Below are 18,132 nucleotides of genomic sequence, written 5' to 3' on the forward strand. Positions count from 1 at the left end.
GCCGCGATGACGCTCGACAGTGCGGTGCGGGCGGTGCGCGCCCGCGTCTACGTGGTTCCGACGACACTCAACGGGCATCCCATGCCCGAGTCCGACGGCACGGCGAACTGGGACTCGACCACGGTGCTCGTCGTCGAGATCGACGCAGGACGATGCACCGGGCTGGGCTACGCCTACACCTCGGCCGTCGGGCTTGGCCTCGTGCGAGACGTGCTGGCGTCTGTGGTGACGGGAGGTGACGCGCTCGACACCCCGCAGCTGTTCTGGAGCATGGCCAGAGCCGTGCGCAATATCGGCTGGCGCGGCGTCTGCGCAAGCGCGATCTCGGCCATGGACGTGGCTCTTCACGACCTCAAGGCGAAACTGCTCGACGTATCACTGCTCGGCATGCTCGGTGCCAGCCGCGACCGCATCATGATCTACGGCAGCGGCGGATTCACGAGCTACGACCATGCCCAGCTCAGGGGCCAACTGGGCGGCTGGGCCGAGCAGGGCATCCGTGCCGTGAAGATGAAGATCGGCACGGATGCCGCCGCCGACCCGGCGAGAGTGCGTGCAGCACGTGCCGCCATCGGCGACGAGGTCGAGCTGTTCGTAGACGCGAACGGCGCGTACGACCGCAAGCAGGCGCTCGGCATGGCCGAACGGTTCTCGGCGGAGGCCAGGGTCACCTGGTTCGAGGAGCCCGTCTCGAGCGACGACCTCGAGGGGTTGCGCCTGCTGCGCGATCGCGCGCCTGGCGGCATGCAGATCGCGGCGGGCGAATATGGATATACGCCAGCTGACTTTCATCTGCTGCTGTCCGCCGGCGCCGTGGACACGCTCCAGGCGGACGCGACGCGGTGCGGCGGCGTCACCGGATTCCTCAACGCTGCCGAACAGTGCATCGCCTGGAACATGCCGCTGAGCGCGCACACCGCGCCCGCGTTGCATGCCGTGCTGACGGCATCCGTGAAGCCAGCGGTGAACGTGGAGTACTTCCACGACCACGCCATCATCGAGTCGTTGCTCTTCGACGGCGTGCCCGACCTGACCGACGGATGCCTCGTGCCCGACACGTCGCGCCCTGGACTCGGTCTGCAACTGACCGGCCGAGGCGAGGAGCATCTCACGGAATCGTGGAGCAGCGACGCTTGAGCAGCGCCTCGCATCCAGACGCTGCTCACTGCCCGCCGAACTGCGGTGGCGGCCGAACCGCGGTGTCAGGCGATCTTGCGCACCGGATGCGCGTCGCGATCAGGGCGCTGCTGCCCCGCGCGGCCGGCGTGCGCGGGCGATCCGTCTTCGTCGAGCACGACGAGTCCGCGGGGCCCGTTCGCCTCCGACTCGAGGAGCCGCAACCAGTCGCGGTTGATGGCGGGCACCCTCGACCCGAGGTACTTGAAATACACGGGCACTTCGGCGGACATCCACATCGATGACCTGCCACTGCCAACGGAGAGGTCGTCGAGCCATGACATGAGGAACGACTCCCTGCGACGGAACTTGTTCACGATCACGATCTCGAGGTGGGTCAGGAGACGATCGTCGAACTCCACATCCTGTGGTCCATAAATCAGTGTTCCCATGTCTGCCCCGTTCCTTACGAGCCGTCACCTGCGGTCTTCTACTAGGAAACGCAATCGCGGGAGCAGTTGGCAACGGTCACCCGTTTGGGGGCATCCCCTTGACAAAGCGATCGGAGCTGCGAAGGGCATTTTCCCGCGCTGGACCTGCTCGGCAGACCCGTTGGTTTCCCCGGGAAACGATCACTATTACGGACTTCTCCCCACCCGTTTGGCAACCCCTTATGAGGATGTTCGTCATGTCGTGGGCTGGTGCAGCACGCAATCGACGAAAGGAAGATCGCGCATGTTCGAACACTTCGACAATCCTCGCCAGCTTCTCGAATACCGCGTCGGATCGGCGGTCTCGATGGAGCAGGATTCGCTCACCATGCTGGGCGAACTCGAGGAGGCAGCGCGGAGCGAGGACATCAAGCAGATGTTCCGCCACCACGCCGATGAGACGCGCCATCAGATGAAGAACCTCGACCAGGTCTGCCAGGAGCTGCAGATCCCAGCGGCCGAGGAACCGTCGCCGACGACGAAGGGCCTCGCGAGGGAGGGCACGTCGCTCATCCGCAAGTCGGACGAGTCGCTGCTCGACGCCGTCGCGCTGTCGGCCGCGCTTGAGACCGAGCACACCGAGATCGCTGCCTACCAGTCGCTCATCTGCCTGGCCGATGCACTAGGGCTGCAGCAGGTGGTTCAACTGCTGACCCAGAACCTCGAGGAGGAGCAGCACACCAGTGAGGAGCTGTATGGCAAGCTGCGCACCGTCTCCGCGGCGGTGTAGCAGCTGAGGCCGGGGGATGTCGGGGTCGGGCGGCCTGACATCCTCCTTTCGGCCGCATTTCCCGGGCATGGAGGTCTCGGGTTCGGGGTGTCGAACCGGCCGTTGAGTGACGGCGGGATCGGCGTGCATACGCACAAAGCGCTTCTACTGACAACCCCTGCACTGTGCGCCGGAGGCGCCGTTTGCTTGAAAGCGTCGGCGGCGAGGCACCGCCGACGGCACCGTGCGATCCACGGTGCCAAACGACACCAAGGAGTGCAGCCATGACCGCCCGTCACCGCTTGCTCGCTGCCGCATCGATCGCATTGGTCACAGCAGGCCTGCTCGCCGGATGCAGTTCCGGATCGTCCAGTGGTTCCGACTCGTTCACGAAGAACTCATCGGGAACGCTCAAGGCGTGGGCCTTCGACAACGCCGACGATGTCGGCAAGGCCAGGTTGGCCTACGCGAAGAGCCATCTGCACGGCGTCACCATCGGCCTCGACCAGACGACCTTCGACGCGCAGAAGTTCACGACTCGAGTGGCAAGCGGCAATGTTCCCGACGTGGTTCAGATGGACGCCCAGTTCGTCGCCACCTATGCCGCACAAGGACTCATCACACCGCTGGACAAGTGCTACAGCGTGCACGACGTGTCGCCTGCGAGCACGTTCTATCCGTCGGTGAAAGACGACGTCAGCTACAACGGCCACATCTGGGCCGTTCCGCAGTTCTACCAGCCGCCCGCGATCCTCCTGAATACGCGTGTGATGGACAAGGCGGGCGTGAAGGCGGAAGCGATCGACACGTCGAAACCCGATCAGCTCGTGGCCGCCATCAAGAAGATGTACGTCGCCAATGGCGGCAAGCCGGTCACGATGGGATTCGACCCGGTGGCATCCGGTCAACCGGGGCTGTGGATTCTCGGCTACGGCGGGCAGATCATCGACAGTTCGGGAAAGCCGACCCTCGATGACCCGAAGAACGTCAAGGGCCTGCAGGTGCTCAAGCAGATCTACGACGCCCAGGGCGGCTACGCGGCAGACAAGAGTTTCAGCGACACGTTCGACACGTTCGGCAAGAAGAACCAGTTCGTGACCGACCAGGTCGGAGCCCAGGTCGACAACCAGTGGTACGTCAACGTGCTCACGCCGTACATGAAGGAGGTGCAGATCAGCGCCGTTCCGTTCTACGACTCGGACGGCAAGCCGTTCACCGTCAGCAGCGGCACCGCGTTCGTGATTCCGGCTGGTGCCAAGAACAAGGACGCCGCGTGCGCGTGGGCCCTCTCGCTCGACAGCATGGGTGCGTGGAAGGCTGCAGCAGCTGCACGCGCCGACACTCTCAAGAAGACGCCGGGAGCCGTCAACACCGGCCTCTTCACGGGATCCCCGGCCGCTGACAAGTACGTGCGGCAGACCTACGTGAAGTCCAGCGGCGACAGCGGCTTCGACAAGGCCATCTCGACCTACTACGACGTGGTCGGAAACGGCAAGTCCATCGGCACCTCACCGGCGGGCCAGCAGATCCAGACCGAGCTCCAGAACGCGCTGCAGTCGGCGCTGCTCGGGTCGAAGTCACCGGCGGCCGCCCTGAAGGATGCCCAGACCGCCGCGATGACCGCTTACCGGCAGGCGGTCAAGAACTCGTCACCGAGCAAGTGATGTCCGGCGTGCAGGCAGCGCGCCCGGTCACCGCGCACCCCCGGCGCTCCTCGACGCGCCATCCTCGCGGCGCGGATGCTCCCACCAAGCGCCGCTCGAGGCTCCGGCGCCGTGAAGCGGTGGCCGGACTCCTCTTCATCAGCCCCTGGATCGTCGGCTTCCTGGTCTTCACCGCCGGCTCGATGATCTACAGCCTGGTGATCTCGTTCACGAACTACAACCTCGCGACGGGCGCGACCACACCGGCGGGCATCGAGAATTACCAGGAACTGTTTCAGGATCCGAAGATCGCGCTGTCGCTCGGCAACACGCTCTACTACGCGGTGCTCGCCGTGCCGCTGGAGATCCTGTTCGCCCTAGGGCTCGCGTTGATCCTCAGCAAGGTGGGAAGAGGGTCGGCGTTCTTCCGCACCGTCTTCTATTTGCCGAAGATGACGCCCATCGTGGCGACGGCATCCGTGTTCCTGCTGCTGCTGAACGGCAACACGGGTGCCATCAACCAGTTGCTCGGGGCATTCGGCATCCGCGGTCCGCAGTGGCTCGTCGACCCGCACTGGGTCATCCCGTCGATCGTCATCATGACGTTGTGGGGTGTGAGCGGCACCATGGTGATCTTCCTGGCCGCGCTCAACAACGTGCCGCGCGACCTGTACGAGGTCGCCTCGCTCGATGGCGCCGGTCCTGTCCGGCAGTTCTTCACCATCACGGTTCCGATGATCTCTGGAGCCATCTTCTTCAACGTGGTGGTGCTGACGATCGCCGCGTTCCAGGTGTTCGACCAGGCCTACCTGTTGTTCTGGCGCGACCAGACGAACGCCTCGCCGAGCTCTTCGCTGTTCTACGCCGTGTACCTGTTCCAGCAGGCGTTCAGGCAGTTCGACTTCGGATTCGCGTCGGCGATGGCTTGGTTGCTGTTCCTGATCATCATGGCGATCACGCTCGTGCAGGTGAAGATCAGCAACAGATTCGTCTACTACGAGGGAGACCGCTGATGGCTGTGGAGCAGGTCGCCCAGACCGCGGTGACGGCATCCGCTCTCGAGCCTTCTCGGAAGCGACGGGCGAACACCATTTCGACGAGCCCGGTCTTCACGAAGGGGCACGTGAGCGTTGGCAGGCTCATCGGCAAGATCGTGCTGTGGATCCTCCTCATCGGCTTCACCTGCTTGTTTCTGTACCCGTTCGCGTGGCTGCTCGCCGCGAGCCTGAAGCCCCGAGACGAGGTGTTCGACAACTCCCTCATCCCCGCGACCTTCAGCCCGCAGAACTATGCGGAGGTGTGGGGGCAGCTGCCCCTTCTGTCGTGGATGGGGATCAGCATCGTGATCGCGCTGCTCGCCGCCGGGTTCGCGGCGATCTCGAGCTCAGTCGTGGCGTTCGGGTTCGCGTACTTTCGATTCCCGGGCCGCGGCGTGCTGTTCGCCATCGTGCTCGCCACCATGATGCTGCCGACCGCCGTGACGATGGTGCCGCAGTACCTCATCTGGCGAAGCCTCGGGCTCGTGGGTACCTGGATTCCGCTGTTCGGTGCCAACCTGTTCGGCTCGGCGTTCTACATCTTCCTACAGCGCCAGTTCTTCCTCGGCCTGCCGCGCGAACTCTTCGAGGCCGCCCGCATCGACGGTGCGAGCTACTGGGGGCTCTTCCGGCGCATCGCCGTGCCGTTGTCGCTCCCGTCGTTCATCATCGTGTTCCTGTTCGAGTTCCAGGCCAGCTGGAACAACCTGCAGGGCTCGCTCATCTATCTGAACGGCGGCAGCCCGTCGGGGTTCACGGTGCCGCTCGGCATCTCGTACGCCATGACCGTGTTCAGCCCGACGAACGGCGGCCACGGTGACTATCAGTACGTGATGGTCGCGAGCTTGCTCGTGACGATCCCGATGCTCATCCTGTTCGCGTTCGGCCAGCGGTTCTTCGTCGAGGGAGTAGCGACGCAGGGGCGCAAGGGGTGAAGCTCGGTCGTATACGCACTGCGTGAGGAGGCGCATGACGATCACCAACGGCGGGCACGATGTCCGCGGTCTGCTTCGTGAACTCGAGGGCGTGGATGCCGAGGTTCGTTTCGACGACGGCACCCGTGCCGCGTACTCGACGGATGCCTCGAACTACAAGCACGTGCCCATCGGCGTCGTGCTTCCGCGCACTGTGGATGCCGGTGCCGACGCCGTGCGGGCATGCTCGCGGTTCGACGTGCCCGTGCTCAGCCGCGGAGGCGGCACGAGTCTGGCCGGGCAGGCGTGCAACGAGGGCGTTGTGATCGACTGGTCGAAGCACTGCGACCGACTGATCGAGGTGGGGCGGGCATCCAGAACCGCGGTCGTCGAGACCGGAATCGTGCTCGACGAGCTCAACCGCCAGGTGGCGTCGCTCGGCCTCATGTTCGGCCCCAAGCCTGCCACGCACTCGCACTGCACTCTCGGCGGCATGATCGGCAACAACTCGTGCGGTTCGTCGGCGCAGAAGTACGGCAAGACGGCCGACAACGTGCGGGCACTGGAGATCCTCACCTACGACGGCGAGCGCATGTGGGTGCGACGCGACGACGACGTCGAGCGGGTGATCGCCGAAGGCGGCGCAAAGGGGCGACTGTACGAGGGGATGCGTGCCATAGCCGCGGAGTACGGCGAGGACGTGCGGCGACGGTTTCCGCGCATCCCGAGGCGAGTTTCGGGGTTCAACCTCGACGCGCTGCTGCCAGAGAACGGGTTCGATGTGCCGTCGCTGCTCGTGGGAAGCGAGTCCACGCTGGTCACGGTGCTGCGCGCGGAGCTCGACCTTGTCGAGGTGCCGAAGGCGCGCACGTTCGTGGTGCTCGGTTACCCCACCATCGAGGACGCGGCGGATGCCGCTCCCGCGGCCGCGCGGTTCGACCCGATCGCCGTGGAGGGTATCGACGGGACGCTTGTCGGGTTCCAGCGCACGAAGGGGAAGAACCTCGACGCGCTCGACCTGCTGCCCGATGGCGACGGCTTCCTGATCGTGGAGGTTCCTGGCGACACGAAGGACGAGGCGGATGCGACGGCCGCGGCGATGATCGAGACGCTCACCACGGGGCGCATCCGCCCGGACGTGCGCAGGTTCGATGATGAGGCGCAGCAAGACGGCATCCGCCGCGTTCGCGAGGCCGGGCTCGGAGCGGCCACCAACGTGCCCGGGCTGCCCGACATGTGGGCCGGGTGGGAGGACTCGGCCGTGCCGCCCGAGCGGTTCGGCGACTACCTGAGGGAGCTGCGCGCACTGCTCGACCGGTACGGGTACGCGCCCGTCGCGCGCTACGGGCATTTCGGACACGGATGCCTGCACATGCGCATCCCGTTCCCGTTCGACCAGGGAGAGGCGGGTGTCGACGAATTCCGCCGGTTCACGTATGACGCCGCGCAGCTCGTCGTGCGCTTCGGCGGCTCGTTCTCCGGTGAGCACGGCGACGGCCAGGCGCGGGCCGATCTGCTGCCCATGTTGTACGGCGACCGCGTGGTCGAGGCGTTCCAGCGGGTGAAGAGTCTCTTCGACCCACGCGGCCGCATGAACCCGGGAAAGATGGTCGACCCGCAGCCGCGCACCGAGGGGCTGCGGCTTGGTGATGGGTACGGGCCCAAGCAGACGGTTCAACTGCACTTCTCCTACCCGGACGACGACGGCCGGTTCTCCGCGGCCGCCCTGCGCTGCGTGGGCGTCGGCAACTGCCGCGGACACGGCGACGGCGTGATGTGCCCTTCGTACCGAGCGACGGGGGAGGAGGAACACTCCACGCGCGGCCGAGCTCGGCTGCTGTTCGAGATGATCGAGGGCACGTACCGCACCAACAGGGACACGCCCATCGACAAGGGCTGGCGCTCCCCTGAGGTGAAGGACGCGCTCGATCTCTGCCTTTCGTGCAAGGGATGCAAGAGTGACTGCCCGGTCGACGTCGACATGGCCACGTACAAGGCCGAGTTCCTCTCGCACTACTACCAGCGCAGGCTTCGGCCGCTCGGCCACTACTCGATGGGATGGCTGACCGTCTGGGCACGCGTAGCCCACCTTGCCCCGCCGCTGGTGAACGCCGTGTCGCACGCGCCGGTGATCGGAGCCGTGGTGAAACGGCTCGCCGGCCTGGAGCCGCAGCGGCCGGCGCCGCGTTTCGTACGCACGCGCTTCCTCGACCGGCAGGCCGAGCGCGAGCGCGGCCGTCCGCCGCGGCAGGATCCGGCGCCGCACGGCGACGTGGTGCTCTTCGCCGACACGTTCGGCGACAACTTCCAGCCGTCCGTGCTCGAGGCCGCGGTGGCAGTGCTCACGGATGCCGGCTATCGCGTTCGCGTGCCTGCACGGCGCTCCTGCTGCGGGCTCACCCTCATCTCGACCGGCCAGCTCTCGTCGGCGAGCACCATGCTGAAAGCCACGGCCGCGCAGTTGGCGTCGGAGCTGACGGACGGCGAGCGTCTCGTCGTGCTCGAGCCGAGTTGCCTTGCGGTGTTCCGCTCGGACGGACCCGAGCTGCTTCCCGGCGATCCGAACGTCGAACTGCTCAAGGAGCGGGCGGTCACGCTGGCCGAACTCCTCGCGGCGACCGACGGCTGGCGACCGCCGCAGGTGGGAGGGCGCGCCATCGTGCAGGAACACTGTCATCAGCACGCCGTGCTCGGCTTCGACGCGGAGCGGGGCATCCTGCGCGAAGCGGGCGTCGAGTTCGAGGAGCTGGACGGATGCTGCGGCCTGGCCGGCAACTTCGGCTTCGAGCAGGGGCACCTCGCCGTCTCGGTCGCCGTGGCCGACCATGCGATGCTGCCCGCGCTACGGCGGGCATCGGCCGGCACCCGCGTGATCGCCGACGGGTTCAGCTGCCGCACGCAGGCGGATCAGCTCGGAGCGGACGAGCGCGGGCGCGGACCGCGAGCGCTGCACCTTGCTGAGGTGCTGGCATCCGCTCTGCCTGCCGGGTACCTGCCGCGCAGGACCAAGCGCGACACCGTGCCGCGCCGGGTGCAGGACCAGGCGATGGCGACACTGACCGGAAGGAAGTCGTGATGCAGTACAAGCAGGTGGGTGAGGATCCGCGCCGGTTCGCCGTGATTTTCGAGACCGGCGACGAGCTCCTCGGCGGGCTCGGCGCCTTCGTGAACGAACAGGGCATCGAGAGCGCGAGCTTCACGGCCATCGGCGCCCTGTCGTCGGTGCGGCTCGCCTGGTTCGACTGGGAGGCCAAGCAGTACCGGGTGTCCGTCGAGCTCGAGGAGCAGGTCGAGCTGGTGTCGCTCGTCGGCGACGTGGCCGAGAACGACGGCAAGCCCGAGGTGCACGCGCATGTCGTCATCGCCAGATCGAGCGGAGACGCCCTCGGTGGCCACCTGCGTCACGCCATCATCCGGCCCACCTGCGAGGTGGTGCTCACCGAAACGGAGGAGCAGCTGCGCAAGCGCGTCGACCCGGAGTCCGGGTTGCCGCTCATCCGCGTGGACGCCGTGGGCTGAGCGCGCTCGGCCCGCTCAGGTAAGCCCGGACCGGTGCGGTGCCTTGCATGCGGTCCCCGCGATCGGCGCTACCGTGATGATCGACGCTTTCCGCGGTGCAGGACGGGATCAGCGCCACACGAGTCGGGAGTCGACCATGGTCGCAGAGGAAGGCGTGCGCCAAAGCCCATGGCGCCGCGTCGTCCAGTGGGGTGGGCTGCTGATCGGCGCAGCAGCGGTGGCAGCGCTGATCGCCACCCACACCGGGTCATTAAGCGCATTTGTTCCATGGGCGATCGGCTCGAACAACATCGTCGTAGGGACGCCAACGTTCATTGCATCACGCGGGTTCGCGTCTCAGGCAGCGCTGAACGAGCATTTCAAACGCGACGGTGCAGACTTCAACGCCGTCTCGGCCGCGGCTTACGATTCGCTCGCACGGCAGTTCTTCCAGAACCGTCGCCTCTGGCAACGCAGCGACTTTGCCGGCACCATACGGCTCTACGACCCGCACACGAACACTTTCGGTTCGTACTCCAGCGGCGGGACCACGATCAGCTATTTCAAACCAGAAGCGGGCACCGCCTACTGGGCAAGACTCACGGGCCAATCCGGATGACGTCGGAATCGTGACGCACCCTTAAAGTTGCACGCCGAAGAAGGTTCACTTCGCCGGGCGGGGGTGATCGTCACTTCGCCGGGCGGGGTGTGATCGTCACCTCGTCGAGGTTCGGGAGAGCAGCGACGAGGGCATCGGCTGCTGTGCGGGCGATGCTGTCGGCGTCCTCCAGCGTCGTTGCCCCGCTACTGATGACGGCGTTGCCATGCAGGCGGTGCCCGATCCAGCGCAGTTGCAGGCGTTCGACATCCACCACACCCTCTACGTGCTGCAGTGCGTGCTCGGCCCGGGCGAGAAGTTCCGGTTCGATGCCGTCCATCAGCCGTCGGCCGATGCTGCGCACCGTTCCCCAGAGCAGGATCAGGATCGAGATTGCGATCAGCAGACCGATGACCGGGTCGGCGATCGGCAGCCCGAACAGTACGAAGATCGCGCCGGCGACGACCGACAGCGAGGTGAATCCGTCAAGGCGCGCGTGCACCCCGTCGGCCATCAGCGCGGCGGAGCCGATGCTGCGGCCGACACGGATGCGGTAGATGGCGACGATCTCGTTGCCTGCGAAGCCGATCAGCCCGGCGATGATCAACAGCCACGCGTTCCGGATGTCGACCGGATGGAAGAACCGGGTGATCGCCTCCCACCCGGCGACCACGGCGGAGAGGGCGACGACGAAGACGATGAACATGCCGGCGAGGTCTTCCGCTCGCCCGTACCCGTACGTATAGCGGCGTGAGACGGCGCGCCGCGCCAGGACGAACGCGATCCAGAGGGGCACCGCGGTCAGGGCATCCGCGAAGTTGTGGATCGTGTCGGCCAGCAACGCTACCGACGCGGTGAAGACCACCACGAGCGCTTGCAGCACGGTCGTGCCCAGCAGCACGAACATCGAGATCTTCAGCGCACGAACTCCGGCTGCGTTGGCCTCCATCGCGTCGTCGATGGCATCTGCGGAGTCGTGCGTGTGCGGCACGAACATGTCGTAGAGGAATCCCCGGATGCCCCCGTGCGGGTGCGGGTGCGAGTGCGAGTGGTCGTGGTCGTCGTGGTCGTGTCTGTGCGGGCGGTCGTGGTGATGCGGATGGTCGTGGTCGTGCGGATGCTCGTGGTCGTGCGAGCGGTCGTGCACATCCGGATGCGTCATGCGCTCTCGCCGTTCTGGGCGTGGTGGTGCCGTGGTACGCCGCCGAGCGAGTGTTCGGCCTGGAAGATGGCGTCGGAGACCAGCTGCTTCGCGTGCTCGTTCTCGAGACGGTAGAACACGCGTTGTCCGTGCTGCCTTGTCGCGACGATGCGCGCGAGCCGTAGCTTCGCCAGGTGCTGCGAGACCGCCGACGGCGGTTTGTCGAGGATGTCGGCGAGGTGGTTCACGGACAGCTCTTCGACGTCTCGCAGGGCCAGGATGATCCGCACCCTGGTCGCGTCGGCCAGCATCGAGAACACCTCGACGGCCAGCTCGACATACTGACTGTCGGGTTCGCGACCGCATATCGGCTTATCTGCATCCATACGCAGATTAAAAGGCAAATGAACGGGCAGGGCAAAGTTCGGGGACTTCGGGAGCCGCACGTGCGCTTCTTCAATACCCCCTTGGGGTATCGGGGTAAAGCTGGTACCGTCGCTGGTCGGCGACCGAACGAACGTGACGCGGAGGGTGACCGTTGAACATCTTCGAAGCAGTGGGACACGCGCTGGCGATGGCCGGGGCGATGGGCTGGCAGATCCTGTGGCCGCTCATTCTGGGGTTCACGCTTTCGGGTGTGATCCAGGCGGTCGTGCGCAAGGAGCGCATCACCAGACTGATGAGCGACGACTCGCCGAGGTCGATCGCGATCTCCTCGTTGTTCGGGGCCGCGTCATCCTCGTGCTCCTATGCCGCCGTCGCACTGGCGAGGGCGCTGTTCCGAAAGGGTGCGAACTTCGCCGCCGCGATGGCGTTCGAGATCGCATCCACGAACCTCGTGCTCGAACTGGGGCTCGTGCTGTGGTTCCTCATGGGATGGCAGTTCACGGCTGCCGAGTTCGTGGGCGGGCCGATCATGATCGTGCTCGTCGCGCTCGGATTCCGGCTCTGGATGCGCGGCCGCATCGTTGAGGCCGCCCGCCGGCAAGCAGACCAAGGCCTGGCCGGGTCGATGGAGGGCCACGCGGCCATGGACATGTCCGTGCAGGGTGACGCCGGCTTCTGGGCGAGGCTGTTCTCGCGGCCGGGCATCGTGGCCGTGTCGCACTACTTCGTGATGGATTGGGCAGCTGTGCTGCGCGACATCGTTCTCGGACTGGTGATCGCTGGCGCGTTCGCAGCCTGGGTGCCGCAGTCCTGGTTGCAAGCGGTGTTCTTCACGCATGACCCGGTCGCGGCGTTCATCCTCGGCCCGCTCATCGGCCCGCTGCTCGCGGTGATCAGCTTCGTGTGCTCGGTGGGCAACGTGCCGTTGGCTGCGGTGCTCTGGAACGGAGGCATCAGCTTCGGCGGCGTCGTCAGCTTCTTGTTCGCCGACCTGATCATCATTCCGATCATCGTCATCTATCGGAAGTACTACGGCTGGAAGGCGGCCATCCGCATCAGCCTCATCTTCTACGGAGCGATGGCGGTAGCCGGCTATCTCGTCGAGCTGATCTTCGGCCCGCTCGGGCTCGTGCCCGACGAGCGCAACCTGTCGATCGCCGACACCGGGATCACCTGGAACTACACGACCTGGCTCAACATCGTCTTCCTCGCGCTCGCCGCTGTGCTGCTGGTCGTGTTCTTCCGCACCGGTGGCGGCGGCATGCTGCGCATGATGGGCGGATCCCCGGAGGCGGCCGACCACACCGGCGAGGAGCACGCGCACCACCACGGCTGAAGGACGATCGCCGCGGTGCCCTTGCGTGCGGACAGGCGTCGGCGTGGAATGTCGGGAGGCGGTGATCGTATGAACGGTGATCGGATGAGCGGCGATCGCATGAACACAGGCAGCCTTGACGAGCACGAACGCTACGCTGCAGACGTGCGGGCGGCGGTCCACGGCGATGGCGGCGTGAGCGACGCGGCGCTGAGGTCAGCCGCAGCGTCGCGCGCTGCTGCCGGCGAAGGCGAGCCCGTCCCCGACCCGTACGACACCGTCGTGACCCAGATCGCGACCGCGTCGTACGAGGTGACGGATGCCCAGGTCGAGGCCGTGCGCAAAGCCGCGGGCAGCGACAAGGCGGCATTCGAACTCATCATGGCCGCAAGCATCGGAGCCGGGCTGCAGCGCTGGGAGGCGGCATCCGCGGTGATCAGGCAAGCGCTGGGGGAGTCCGGCGATGCGACTGCCTGAGGTTGAGCACGGAGACACGATCCGGGCGAAAACACTGATCCGTCTCATCTCCGCGATGTCGGGCATGCGGTTGCCGGATGCCGCACGCGTCGCGTTCTACGACAAGAAGTTCGTCGGACCGGTGTTCGGCGCGTGGACGCAGCGTGCCATGCGAGGCCCGAGCGAGTGGACGGTCGGCGAGCGGGAGCTCATGGCCGCGATGGTCGCGAGGTGGAACTCCGGTGCCTTCTGCGGCGGCGCGCACACCGCGACGGCCCGGCGAGGCAGCGCCGATGCGAAGATCGTGGATGCCTGCCTCGCCGAGTACCGCACGGCACCGATCTCGGAACCCCTTCGCGCAACGCTCGCATTCCTGGAGAAGCTGAGCATGCGACCGGCGGAACTGAGCAAGGCCGACGCCGAAGCCGCGCTCTCCGCCGGGGTCACGGCATCCCAGCTCGCCGACGCCTCCGCCGTCGCCGCGCTGTTCAACGCGATCACGCGCTATGCGGATGCGCTGGGCTTCGAGGTTCCGAGCGATGCCGACTTCGACAAGGCCGCAGGCATGCTGCTGAAGCGCGGGTACAACTGATCGGGGACGAGGCCTCAGCCGGCCACAGCCTCGCTGACGGCGGTCGGGCCGTCGTACTCGCGGTCCGGGATGCCACGCAGCGCGTCGAGCACGTTGTCGTCGGCGCCTTCCTGCTCGGCCTTCGACACGATCGTGTCTTTCGAGGCCGGGTAGTCGACTCCGCCCAGGAACTTCTGCACCTGGATCGGGTTGGGACTGTCGTTCATCTTCGCTTCCTTTCCTCTCGTGGTTCGGCACTGGCGCCGTGCGTCAACGTGTCTCTGCCAACGCGGACGCGCCGACGGCCACCGATGCCTCGACCTCCCGGTCGGGCAGCGTCGTCGGCAGCTCGAGGTGCACCGCGCCGCTCGGCAGGATGCCCGCCCCGCCGAACCGCTCCATCACGCGCCATTCGGCCAGCACGTCCTCGCCGACATGCGTCTGTGGCAGGTCGCGCCAGAACTCGAAACCCCCGGCTTCGACGAGGGCGCTCGTGCGGTACAGAACACACCCGCCGATCCAGGCGACCTTGTACGGGCGCCATTCGTGGGCATCCAGTCGCTGCTCTGCTGCGAGGTGCGTGAGGTTGGCGGCGTTGTGCAACCGGTGCCGGTCGAAAGCCGCGGAACTGCGGTCGACGCGCTCCGGCAGCACTGGCCCGTCCCACGGCTCGTACACGGCCTGCTCGTGCGGGCGGCGATCGTCGAGATACGACAGGCCCTGCACGGCCATGCCCACGAAGCCGCAGCGCAGCTCGTCGAGGGCCCCACACATGCGCTGCAGGCTTCCCGGCTCCAGCCACACGTCGTCGTCGAGGTAGAGCACCTGCTCGCTGGATGCCTGGTGCAGCAGAAACTGCCTCTGCTCGGCCATGCCCCGAGGCGGGATGTGCCTGAGCAGGTCGACCTTCCGCCCTTGGGCTCGGAGCACCCGAACCATGGCCGAGACGGACGGGTCGTCGGCGACAGGCACGCGGGACTGATCGCTCACGATCACCGCGAACGCCGGGTCGTCCTGTGCGGCCAGCCCGGCGAGCGTCACGGCGAGGGCGGACGGGCGGTCGCGCGTGGGGATGAGCACATCCACGCGCGGCCCTGACGCCGCGTGGCCACTCGCCCAGGCCGCGGCCTGCCGTCGGCTGATCGAGTTCTCCGCCGTCATGCCACCCCCGCACGGATGCGCTCGACGATGCCGGAGGTCGAGTGATCGGGCACGTAGTCCGCGAAGACCACTTCACCGCCGTACGACTCGACGACCGTGGCCTCCTCCAGCATCTGGGCCGTGTAGTCGCCGCCCTTGACGTAGACGTCGGGTTGCAGGGCGCTGATCAGTTCGACCGGCGTCGGCTCCGCGAAGATCGTGACGTAGTCGACGCACTCGAGCGCCGCGATCACGTCGGCCCTGTCGTGCGCCGGGTTCACCGGGCGGTTCGGTCCCTTGAGCCGGCGCACCGTCTCGTCGTCGTTCACGGCCACGATGAGCACGTCGCCGAGCTCCTTCGCCTGCCGCAAGTAGGTGGTGTGGCCGCGGTGGAGCACGTCGAAGCATCCGTTCGTGAACACGACGCGGTCGCCACGTGCCCTGTGCGACTCCACTCGCCTGGCGAGGTCGGCGGCCGACAGCGTGACGCCGTGGCTGGCGTCTGCGCGGGAAGCGAGTTCGTCGAGCGAGCACACCGCCGTGTCGGGCTTGTGCACCACGACGTCGGCGGCGATCTGTGCCGCGTCCATCGCGTCGGCGATCTCCGCGCCACTCGCGCACCCAGCCGCGAGCACGGCCACGAACGTGTCGCCCGCGCCGCTGGCGTTCTTCTCCGACACCCGGTGCGCGTGGGTGCGATGCAGCTGGGCGCCGGGCACCTCGGGCGCGAGCAGCACAGCGCCGTCGCGATCGAGCGTGACGACGACGGCGCTCGCGCCCGAGCACGTGAGCAGCTCGTGCGAGCGCTGGGCGAAGAAGGATGCCCGGTCGCCGCGCTCCGGTGCGCTCACGCCGATCGCGGCTGCCGCCTCCGATGCGTTCGGCGTCGCGATGTCGGCACGGATGCCCCGCCACCGGCAGATGTCGTGCGCGTCGACCACGATGAGCGGCCGTACAGCAGCCGTCGGCGCCGGGCGCAACCGCTCGGCCGCTGCCGCCATGGCCGAGGATCCGTAGTCGCCTATGACGAACGCATCCGCTGCAACCGCGTTCGCCGCCTCGATGAGCCGGTCGACGGCATCCTGCGGCGCTGCCGACGGCGCCTCGTCGAGGCGCAGCAGCACCTGGTCGTCGCACACGATGCGGTGCTTGACCGGTGTGCGCGCTTCGGCATGCCTGACGATGCCGGACGTGTCGACGCCGGCCTCGGTCAGGCAGGCCAGCAGCGTGTCGGCCGCAGCGTCGCATCCGACGATGCCGAAGCACACCACGTCCGCGCCGAGCGCGGCCAGGTTCATCGCAGTGTTGCCCGCACCACCTGGCGCCTGGCGGCGCTCGCGCACCTCCACCACAGGCGCCGGCGCTTCACGGGCGAGCCGGCCTGCCGCCCCGTACGACCACATGTCGAGCATGAGGTCGCCGACCACCGCGATGCGCGGTCTGCGCTGCCCGATCGCGTGAACCGCATCGATTGTGCGCCCGTTCACAGCACACCGCCTTCCAAGTGCACGACCTTCACGTGACTCATCTCGTCGAGCAGCCCAGGACCGTAGCCGAAGCCGTCGCCGCTGGCCTTGCGGGGTTGCGCTGCACCGCCGGGAGCTCCGCCGAAGACACCGTTGACCTTCACGGTTCCCACGTCCATGCGATCGACGGCGAGCAGCGCGTGCTCGAGAGAGTGCGTCAGCACGGTGCACGCGAGGCCGTAGGCGTCGTCGGATGCCGCGGCGAGGGCATCCTCGAAGCTTGCGCACACCTGCACGGGAGCGACCGGTCCGAACGTCTCCTCACGCATGATGCGCAGGTCGTTCGCGCACCCGGTGAGCACCGTCGCCGGATAGTAGGAACCTTCTCCGGTCGGGATCTCGCCGCCGCACACGGCCGTAGCGCCGCCCTGCAATGCCTCCTCCACCTGCGCATGGACCTGCTCGCGCAGCCGCTGGTCGACCAACGGTGCGAGCGAGAACGGCGCGTTCTGCTGAGGGGCGTTCAGCGCGTTCGCCCGCTCGGTCAGTCGCCGCACGAACTCGTCGGCGATGCCCTGCGGCACGTAGATGCGCTCAACGGAGGTGCACAGCTGACCCGAGTTGGTGAACGCGCCGATCGCCGCCTGTTCCGCCGCCCAGTCCGGATCGACACCCTCGTCGACGATCAGCGCGTCGTTGCCGCCGTTCTCGCGGATGAAGTGTGCGCCGGTTCCCGCGACGATGCGGGCGATCGCCCGGCCTGTGCTGGTCGATCCGACGTGTGCGACCACGTCGACGTCCGGGTTCCCGACCAGTTCGGCGCCCAGCTGCGGTCCGCCGATCACGGTGTGGAACACGCCCGCGGGAAGGATGCCTGCGAACGCCTCGCCGAGCATCCGTCCCGTCGCAGGGCATCGCTCGCTCGGCTTGTGCACGACCGTGTTGCCCATGACGAGCGCGGCGCCGATCAGCCCGCAGGCGACCGCCACCGGATCGTTCCAAGGCGTCACGATGGCCGCTACGCCTCGCGGTTCCCGTCGTTCGAGGTCGAGCGCCGTCGAGGGGCCGTTCAAGCTGTTGCCCCTGTGCAGCGGCGCGTACTCGGCGTACTGCTCCAGACCGGAGATGCCGGCCATGACGCCTGCCAGCGCCTCGTCCGTCGGCCGCCCCGTTTCGCGGTGGTTGAGCTCCGCAACCTCCTCGGCGCGCTCGCTGAGAGCGCGAGCCACCTGGTGCAGCATGCCGCCGCGCTCGGCGATCGGGACCGCCTTCCAACTCGCGCGTGCTTCGCGGGCTGCGGCGACGGCATCCTCGACCTCGTTCTCCGCCGCCACGGGAACCGGCTCGAGCGGTGACCCGTCGTGGGGGTCGACGATGGCGATCTCTCCGCTCGCCTCGGGTTCGGTCAACCAGAGCATCGGCTCGGCCATGCGCGCCTCCTCATGTCGTTCGCTCTCGTGCTTCTCGCTCGTGCTCGCTCGCACTCATATGCGTGCTCGCCGTTTCTGACTCAGTGGGCTGGTACCCACTCGCATGGCCCGTTACACGCCCTTCGACGACTCCCGGCGGGTACCTTGCTCGAGCGCGAATCGGCTCGTGTACTACGTCGCAGACGAACACGTCGTCATCCTGCAGGCGCGCGACCACTAC

General features: G+C 67.1%; 18 protein-coding genes. 11 read left to right on the forward strand and 7 right to left on the reverse strand.

The genetic code is table 11. The features are described 5' to 3' along the window. Positions 1-6: 6 nt before the first annotated feature. Positions 7-1,137: an enolase C-terminal domain-like protein gene (locus ACO2Q7_RS12155; protein WP_423355857.1), complete on the forward strand. Its 1,131-nt coding sequence runs from the start codon at positions 7-9 to the stop codon at positions 1,135-1,137. A gap of 65 nt (positions 1,138-1,202) precedes the next feature. On the opposite strand, the gene ACO2Q7_RS12160 is transcribed toward ACO2Q7_RS12155, so the two are convergent. After that, a complete protein-coding gene (locus tag ACO2Q7_RS12160; RefSeq protein WP_423355858.1) occupies positions 1,203-1,568 on the reverse strand; it encodes an ATP-dependent DNA ligase in 366 nt (121 codons plus the stop codon). A 283-nt stretch (positions 1,569-1,851) separates the two neighbouring features. On the opposite strand from ACO2Q7_RS12160, the gene ACO2Q7_RS12165 reads away from it, so the two are divergent. From ACO2Q7_RS12165 to ACO2Q7_RS12195, 7 genes are all read left to right on the forward strand, one after another. Beyond that, positions 1,852-2,337 carry a ferritin-like domain-containing protein gene (locus ACO2Q7_RS12165; RefSeq protein ID WP_423355859.1) on the forward strand — a complete coding sequence of 162 codons (486 nt, stop codon included), beginning with the start codon at positions 1,852-1,854 and terminating at the stop codon, positions 2,335-2,337. A 263-nt stretch (positions 2,338-2,600) separates the two neighbouring features. Next, a complete protein-coding gene (locus ACO2Q7_RS12170) occupies positions 2,601-3,980 on the forward strand; it encodes an ABC transporter substrate-binding protein (protein WP_423355860.1) in 1,380 nt (459 codons plus the stop codon). Then, entirely contained in the window at positions 3,980-4,972 is a 993-nt protein-coding gene (locus ACO2Q7_RS12175) for a carbohydrate ABC transporter permease (protein WP_423355861.1), read from the forward strand. The genes ACO2Q7_RS12170 and ACO2Q7_RS12175 overlap by 1 nt, the downstream gene beginning before the upstream one ends. Beyond that, entirely contained in the window at positions 4,972-5,931 is a 960-nt protein-coding gene (locus ACO2Q7_RS12180; RefSeq protein ID WP_423355862.1) for a carbohydrate ABC transporter permease, read from the forward strand. The genes ACO2Q7_RS12175 and ACO2Q7_RS12180 overlap by 1 nt, the downstream gene beginning before the upstream one ends. 34 nt (positions 5,932-5,965) lie before the next feature. Continuing rightward, on the forward strand, positions 5,966-8,986 hold the full coding sequence (locus tag ACO2Q7_RS12185) for an FAD-binding and (Fe-S)-binding domain-containing protein (RefSeq protein WP_423355863.1): 3,021 nt from the start codon (positions 5,966-5,968) through the stop codon (positions 8,984-8,986). Beyond that, entirely contained in the window at positions 8,986-9,429 is a 444-nt protein-coding gene (locus ACO2Q7_RS12190) for a PPC domain-containing DNA-binding protein (protein ID WP_423355864.1), read from the forward strand. Before ACO2Q7_RS12185 ends, ACO2Q7_RS12190 begins: the two co-directional genes overlap by 1 nt. Before the next feature lie 136 nt (positions 9,430-9,565). Beyond that, the gene (locus tag ACO2Q7_RS12195; protein WP_423355865.1) at positions 9,566-10,027 is read left to right on the forward strand and encodes a hypothetical protein; all 462 of its coding nucleotides are present in this window, start codon (positions 9,566-9,568) and stop codon (positions 10,025-10,027) included. A 70-nt stretch (positions 10,028-10,097) separates the two neighbouring features. On the opposite strand, the gene ACO2Q7_RS12200 is transcribed toward ACO2Q7_RS12195, so the two are convergent. After that, positions 10,098-11,168 (reverse strand): cation diffusion facilitator family transporter, encoded by a 1,071-nt coding sequence (locus ACO2Q7_RS12200; protein WP_423355866.1) that lies wholly within the window; start codon positions 11,166-11,168, stop codon positions 10,098-10,100. Then, positions 11,165-11,533, reverse strand: coding sequence for an ArsR/SmtB family transcription factor (locus ACO2Q7_RS12205; RefSeq protein ID WP_423355867.1), 369 nt, complete (start codon positions 11,531-11,533; stop codon positions 11,165-11,167). Before ACO2Q7_RS12205 ends, ACO2Q7_RS12200 begins: the two co-directional genes overlap by 4 nt. 152 nt (positions 11,534-11,685) lie before the next feature. On the opposite strand from ACO2Q7_RS12205, the gene ACO2Q7_RS12210 reads away from it, so the two are divergent. From ACO2Q7_RS12210 to ACO2Q7_RS12220, 3 genes are all read left to right on the forward strand, one after another. Then, positions 11,686-12,870, forward strand: coding sequence for a permease (locus ACO2Q7_RS12210; RefSeq protein WP_423355868.1), 1,185 nt, complete (start codon positions 11,686-11,688; stop codon positions 12,868-12,870). 84 nt (positions 12,871-12,954) lie between these two features. Beyond that, positions 12,955-13,326, forward strand: a complete 372-nt coding sequence (locus ACO2Q7_RS12215) for a hypothetical protein (protein ID WP_423355869.1) — start codon at positions 12,955-12,957, stop codon at positions 13,324-13,326. Continuing rightward, on the forward strand, positions 13,313-13,897 hold the full coding sequence (locus ACO2Q7_RS12220) for a carboxymuconolactone decarboxylase family protein (protein ID WP_423355870.1): 585 nt from the start codon (positions 13,313-13,315) through the stop codon (positions 13,895-13,897). The genes ACO2Q7_RS12215 and ACO2Q7_RS12220 overlap by 14 nt, the downstream gene beginning before the upstream one ends. Positions 13,898-13,911: 14 nt before the next feature. On the opposite strand, the gene ACO2Q7_RS12225 is transcribed toward ACO2Q7_RS12220, so the two are convergent. From ACO2Q7_RS12225 to ACO2Q7_RS12240, 4 genes are read right to left on the reverse strand one after another with little or no spacing between them, the layout of a single operon-like run. Continuing rightward, entirely contained in the window at positions 13,912-14,103 is a 192-nt protein-coding gene (locus tag ACO2Q7_RS12225) for a DUF2795 domain-containing protein (protein ID WP_423355871.1), read from the reverse strand. A 43-nt stretch (positions 14,104-14,146) separates the two neighbouring features. Then, a complete protein-coding gene (locus ACO2Q7_RS12230) occupies positions 14,147-15,037 on the reverse strand; it encodes a glycosyltransferase family 2 protein (RefSeq protein ID WP_423355872.1) in 891 nt (296 codons plus the stop codon). Next, the gene (rfaE2, locus tag ACO2Q7_RS12235; protein ID WP_423355873.1) at positions 15,034-16,503 is read right to left on the reverse strand and encodes a D-glycero-beta-D-manno-heptose 1-phosphate adenylyltransferase; all 1,470 of its coding nucleotides are present in this window, start codon (positions 16,501-16,503) and stop codon (positions 15,034-15,036) included. Before rfaE2 ends, ACO2Q7_RS12230 begins: the two co-directional genes overlap by 4 nt. Further along, complete coding sequence (locus ACO2Q7_RS12240; protein ID WP_423355874.1) at positions 16,500-17,912, reverse strand: aldehyde dehydrogenase family protein; 1,413 nt, start codon at positions 17,910-17,912, stop codon at positions 16,500-16,502. Before ACO2Q7_RS12240 ends, rfaE2 begins: the two co-directional genes overlap by 4 nt. Positions 17,913-18,132 lie beyond the last annotated feature (220 nt).

It is taken from the genome of Rathayibacter sp. KR2-224 (assembly GCF_049446075.1).
Taxonomy (GTDB): domain Bacteria; phylum Actinomycetota; class Actinomycetes; order Actinomycetales; family Microbacteriaceae; genus Humibacter.